We start from the raw sequence: 4,812 nt of genomic DNA, 5'->3' as shown, positions 1-4,812 counted from the left end.
GAGGAATGCGGCTCTCGGCGCCTTCCGCGACTATGACTTCGCTTCCTGGCAGCCGGATGCCGTGGTCGTGAATCTGGGCACCAACGACGGAGGCGCGTTCTACTCGCCCGAGTGGAAGGATGAGGAGACCGGAAAGATCTACAAGCAGCGTCTGAACGAGGACGGGACCTTCAACGAAGAGGATCTGAAGGCTTTCGAGGCGGCGGCGGAGAGCTTCCTCTCGACGATCCGCTCCTGCAACCCGGATGCCTATATCGTCTGGGCCTACGGCATGCTGGGGACGCCGATGATGCCGGCCATCTACCGCGCTGTCGATGCCTACATCAAGCGTTCGGGCGACCGGAAGGTATCGGTGTTCCAGCTTCCCGCCATGACGGAGGAGACGACGGGCGCAAGAAGCCATCCCGGCGCCGCGGCGCATGAACAGGCTGCGCGCGAGCTGGCAGCCTATCTGCGGGGACGGCTGCAGCCTTAAAACGGGCTGCCCGTCCTGGCATTGGAGCAGCGGCATGCCGGCTGACCGCCGTCATGCGATCCCACCGCTCGCCTGCAAGCTGGCGCGGCAGAGAGGGTCGCATAGGGCGGCGGATATCGTGACAAGCTAAATATTTGGAAGGATTGCGTATTGAAGGAGTGGAGGAGCAGGATGAGCGCTGGAAAAAGAACGCCGCTGCATGAAGCAAGCCGGCTGCTGTCCCGGGTAGCCCGGGGCGAGGCGGAGGCCGAGGTCGTCATCCGGAATGGGATTCTGGTCAACGTCCATACGGGGGAGCTGCTGGAGCATGTCGACGTTGCGATTGCCGCCGGCCGGATCGCGTACGTGGGGGACGCGGAGCATGCCATCGGAAGCGGGACGCAAATCATCGATGCAGCGGGCAGGTATATCTGCCCCGGCTTGCTGGACGGGCATATGCATGTGGAGAGCACGATGCTGTCCGTGACCGAGTTCGCCAAGGCCGCTATGGCCAAAGGAACGACCGGGATCTTCATGGACCCGCATGAGATCGCCAATGTGTTCGGAGCGGAGGGCGTGAGGCTGATGCATGAGGAGGGGCAGCAGCTTCCTCTCAAGGTGTTCACGACCTTTCCCTCCTGCGTTCCGGCGACTCTCGATCTCGAGGATGCCGGAGCCAGGCTGGGCGTCGAGGACATCTCCAAGGGACTGGCCTGGGACAATGTCGTCGGGCTCGGGGAGGTCATGAATTTCCCTGGGGTCGTCTATGGCGATCCCGTCATGCTGGGAGAGATCGAGGCTACGATCAAGAGCGGCAAAACGGTCACCGGCCACTTCCCCAGCGAGGACGGCCGCATGCTGCAAGCCTATCTCGCCGCTGGCGTCACCTCGGATCATGAGACCGTCACCCGGGAGCAGGGGCTGCAGAAGCTGCGGATGGGCATGCATCTCATGATTCGCGAAGGCTCCGCCTGGCATGACGTCAAGGAAGTCATCAAGGTCGTGACCGAGGACAAGGTGCCGACGGGCAACATCTCTCTCGTCACCGACGACGTCAGTCCGCAGACGCTGATGGAGAAAGGGCATCTCAACCATGTCGTCCGGCGGGCCATGGAGGAAGGCGTGGAGCCCGTCACGGCCATCCAGATGGCGACGGTGAATGTGGCGAGGTATTTCAAATGCGAACAGGATCTGGGCAGCATCGCCCCGGGGCGCTGTGCGGATATCCTGCTGCTGGACGATCTGGAGCGGATGACGCCGTCGACCGTGCTGGCGGACGGGGTTGTTGTCTACGATCAAGGACAGCTGCGCAAGGAATGCTTCCCGGCATTCGTGTATCCGCCCCATATCCGCCAGTCCATGCATGTCGGCCGCGAGCTGGCGGCGGAAGACTTCAGGCTGGCCAGCCGATTCGATTCCACGGCTGCCCATGTCCATGTCATCCGCATCATCGAGAACAGCGCGCGGACCGCGAAGGCTGCCGCCGAGCTCCCCGTAGAGAACGGCGTCATCCTGCCGGATATCCGGCAGGACACGATCCGTCTCGCCTGCATCGAGCGGCATCACGGCAAGGGCCAGGTGTCGCTGGGCTTCGTGCAGGGCTTCGGCATCACCCGAGGGGCTGTCGCCTCCACGGTGGCTCACGACAGCCACAACCTGCTCGTCATGGGCGTGGATGAGCAGGAGATGGCGTTCGCGGCCAATGAGCTCGTGAAGATCGGCGGAGGCATGATCGTGGTCGAGGACGGGAAGGTGCTGGCGCAGGTGCCGATGGCCATCGCGGGGCTGATGTCGGAGAAATCGCTGCCGGAAGTCGTATCCGAGGTGGCCGGCCTCGAGGAAGCCTGGAAGGCGATCGGCTGCTCCCTGAATGCTCCTTACATGACCTTCTCGCTGGTGGCCCTGCCGGTCATTCCGGAAATCCGGATTACGAACCGGGGGCTGGCGGATGTGACGCAGTTCAAGCTGATTGAGGTGGAGCGGGATACGGCTGACGGGGACAGAGCTGATTAGGATCGTCTCCTCGATCGTCTCCGCGACCAGCTCATCCTGCATGCAGGCCATGCGCGCGAGAAGAAATTCGAAAGGCATCCGAGAGGATGCCTTTTTTGGGTTTGCCTGCCGCAGCCCGCAGTTCTCGAATCGCAATGTCGAAACGAAATCCTCTTGCGTGCCGGAGGCTTTTAGGCCGAATTCAAGGACATAAACCGACAAAATGTTCTATTATGGCAATAGATGGGTAAAAAGTAGGATTCATCAGTATGCGCAGAGCGCAGGCGTGCTGCCTGCCATAGCTAAAAAGAGAGCGGAAGGGCCATGCGGTCCGAATGCGAGCGGGGGACACCATGACGGAAATGAAGGTAAGAATAGCGGGGACGGGGATTTATCTGCCGGAGATTCTCGTGACGGATGCGGAAATGGACCATCGCCTGCAGGTGAAGCCGGGGTGGGTGAGAAAGAAGACCAATGTCCATCGGCGGCGCTTTGTCGGGACCGAAACGGCTTCGCAAATGGGGGCGGTTGCGGCGAAGCGGGCGCTTGAGGCGGCGCAGCTCGAATTCGCCGACATCGACTGCCTGGTATGTACCAGCGCCACGATGCAGCAGCCGATTCCATGCACGGCATCGCTGATCCAGGAAGCTCTCGGACAGGGCAAATCGGGGGTCCCTTCCTTCGACATCAATTCCACCTGCCTGAGCTTCGTGGCCGGCATGGATGTGATGTCCTATATGGTGCATGCAGGACGATACCGGAGGGTGCTGCTCGTCTCGACGGAGGTTGCTTCCAAAGGGCTGAACTGGGAGCAAAAAGAAAGCGCGGCGCTGTTCGGCGACGGAGCTGCCGCGGTCGTCATCGAGCGCTCTGGAGAAGGAGCCTCCCGCATCCTGCATGCGGCGATGAATACATACAGCGCAGGGGCGCATCATTCGGAGATTCGGGGCGGCGGCAGCGGACTGCATGCCGGCGAGTACAAGGAGGAGAACGACTCCGAGTTCCGCTTCGATATGAAAGGCGAAGCGATCTTCCGAATGGCTTACAAGCTGCTGCCGGACTTCATGGAGGGCGTGCTCCAAGCGACGGGAAGCGCGATCGGCGACTACCGTCTCGTCGTCCCCCATCAGGGAAGCGCGATGGCGATGAGGCTGCTGAGCCGCAAGCTGGGCATCTCGGACGAGCAGCTGATGAACATTACGCCGGAATTCGGCAATGTGATTGCAGCGTCGATCCCGATGGCGCTTCACGAGGCGATCCGGCAGGGCAGGATGCAGCGCGGCGACCGGATCCTGCTATTCGGGACATCGGCCGGATTTTCGATCGGAGCGATCGATTTTGTCTACTGACGGCCTCAGAGGGAAGAGAGTGCTTCTGACCGGGGGGCGGGCTCCGGCTGCGCTGGAGATGGCGCGCCTGCTGGCAGCTGCAGGCTGCGAGGTGATCGCCGCGGAGAGCACCCGGCATCATCTGTGCCGGGTATCGCGGTCCGTGAAGCGCAGCTGCCGGGTTCCCTCGCCCGCCGCGGATCCTGCCGCATTTGCGGACGCGCTGGAGGAGATCATCGCACAGGAGGGAATACACAGCCTGATTCCGACCTGCGAGGAGCTCTTTTTCGTTGCGGCAAGCCGCGAGCGGCTCGGGTCGCAGTGCGCCGTGTTCACGGCGCCGCTGGCCCAGCTGCAGAGGCTGCACAGCAAGGCGGAGTTCATCCGCACGGCCGGCCGTCTGGGCTTCAACGTGCCCATGACCGTACGGATCAGCAAGCCCGAGGAGTGGCGCGATTTCGCGCATTCCTCCTCCTTCCGCGACATGCTCTCCTCGGGAGGCTGCGTCCTGAAGCCGGAATACTCCCGCTTCGCGGCCAAGGTCAGGATCGCGACCAGCCGCCAAGAGCTGGTGGAGGCGGCATCCGAGCTGGGGACGGGCCATTATCCATGGGTAGCCCAGCAATATATCGGAGGACGGGAAATCTGCACCTACAGCATCGTTCACGACGGCAAGGTGACCGCTCATGCGGCCTACGCCTCCGAGCTCTCCGCCTATGGCGGGGCGAGCGTTTATTTCGAGCCTTTGCGCCACCCCGCCGCACAGGCCTGGGCAGCCCGGTTCGCGGAGCTGGAGAGGTTCACCGGGCAGCTCGCCTTCGACTTGATCGAGCAGGAGGACGGCAGCCTGATGCCGATCGAATGCAATCCGCGTACGACCAGCGGCATCCATCTGCTGGCTGGAAACCCCGGCATAGCCGAGGCTTTGCTGCTGCCGCAGGCAAGTTCGGCCTCGGCTCCTGTCGAACCTCGGCCGGACAAGCGCGTCATGCTGGCGCTGCCGATGCTGGCCGCAGGCCTCAGCGGCCGGCTGCGGGG

At 62.8% G+C, this 4,812-nt stretch carries 4 protein-coding genes; all 4 read left to right on the top strand.

Features of this window, described 5'->3' with window-relative positions:
- A partial coding sequence (locus tag BN871_RS28595) for an SGNH/GDSL hydrolase family protein (RefSeq protein ID WP_048748544.1) occupies positions 1-475 on the top strand: 475 nt, incomplete at its 5' end.
- 171 nt (positions 476-646) lie between these two features.
- Positions 647-2,467, top strand: a complete 1,821-nt coding sequence (gene ade, locus BN871_RS20280) for an adenine deaminase (RefSeq protein WP_048748543.1) — start codon at positions 647-649, stop codon at positions 2,465-2,467.
- A gap of 332 nt (positions 2,468-2,799) precedes the next feature.
- The gene (locus BN871_RS20275; protein ID WP_048748542.1) at positions 2,800-3,795 is read left to right on the top strand and encodes a beta-ketoacyl-ACP synthase III; all 996 of its coding nucleotides are present in this window, start codon (positions 2,800-2,802) and stop codon (positions 3,793-3,795) included.
- A partial coding sequence (locus BN871_RS20270) for a hypothetical protein (protein WP_157060345.1) occupies positions 3,785-4,812 on the top strand: 1,028 nt, incomplete at its 3' end. The genes BN871_RS20275 and BN871_RS20270, both read left to right, overlap by 11 nt.

Origin of the sequence: Paenibacillus sp. P22 (assembly GCF_000469945.2) — a bacterium.
In the GTDB taxonomy this organism is placed as follows: Bacteria; Bacillota; Bacilli; order Paenibacillales; family Paenibacillaceae; genus Paenibacillus_O; species Paenibacillus_O humicus.
This window is presented reverse-complemented; position numbering and strand designations above follow the sequence as displayed.

Coding starts and splice junctions, on each gene's coding strand:
- BN871_RS20275 (WP_048748542.1), top strand. CDS start 2,800: ATGACGGAAATGAAGGTAAGAATAGCGGGGACGGGGATTTATCTGCCG.
- ade (WP_048748543.1), top strand. CDS start 647: ATGAGCGCTGGAAAAAGAACGCCGCTGCATGAAGCAAGCCGGCTGCTG.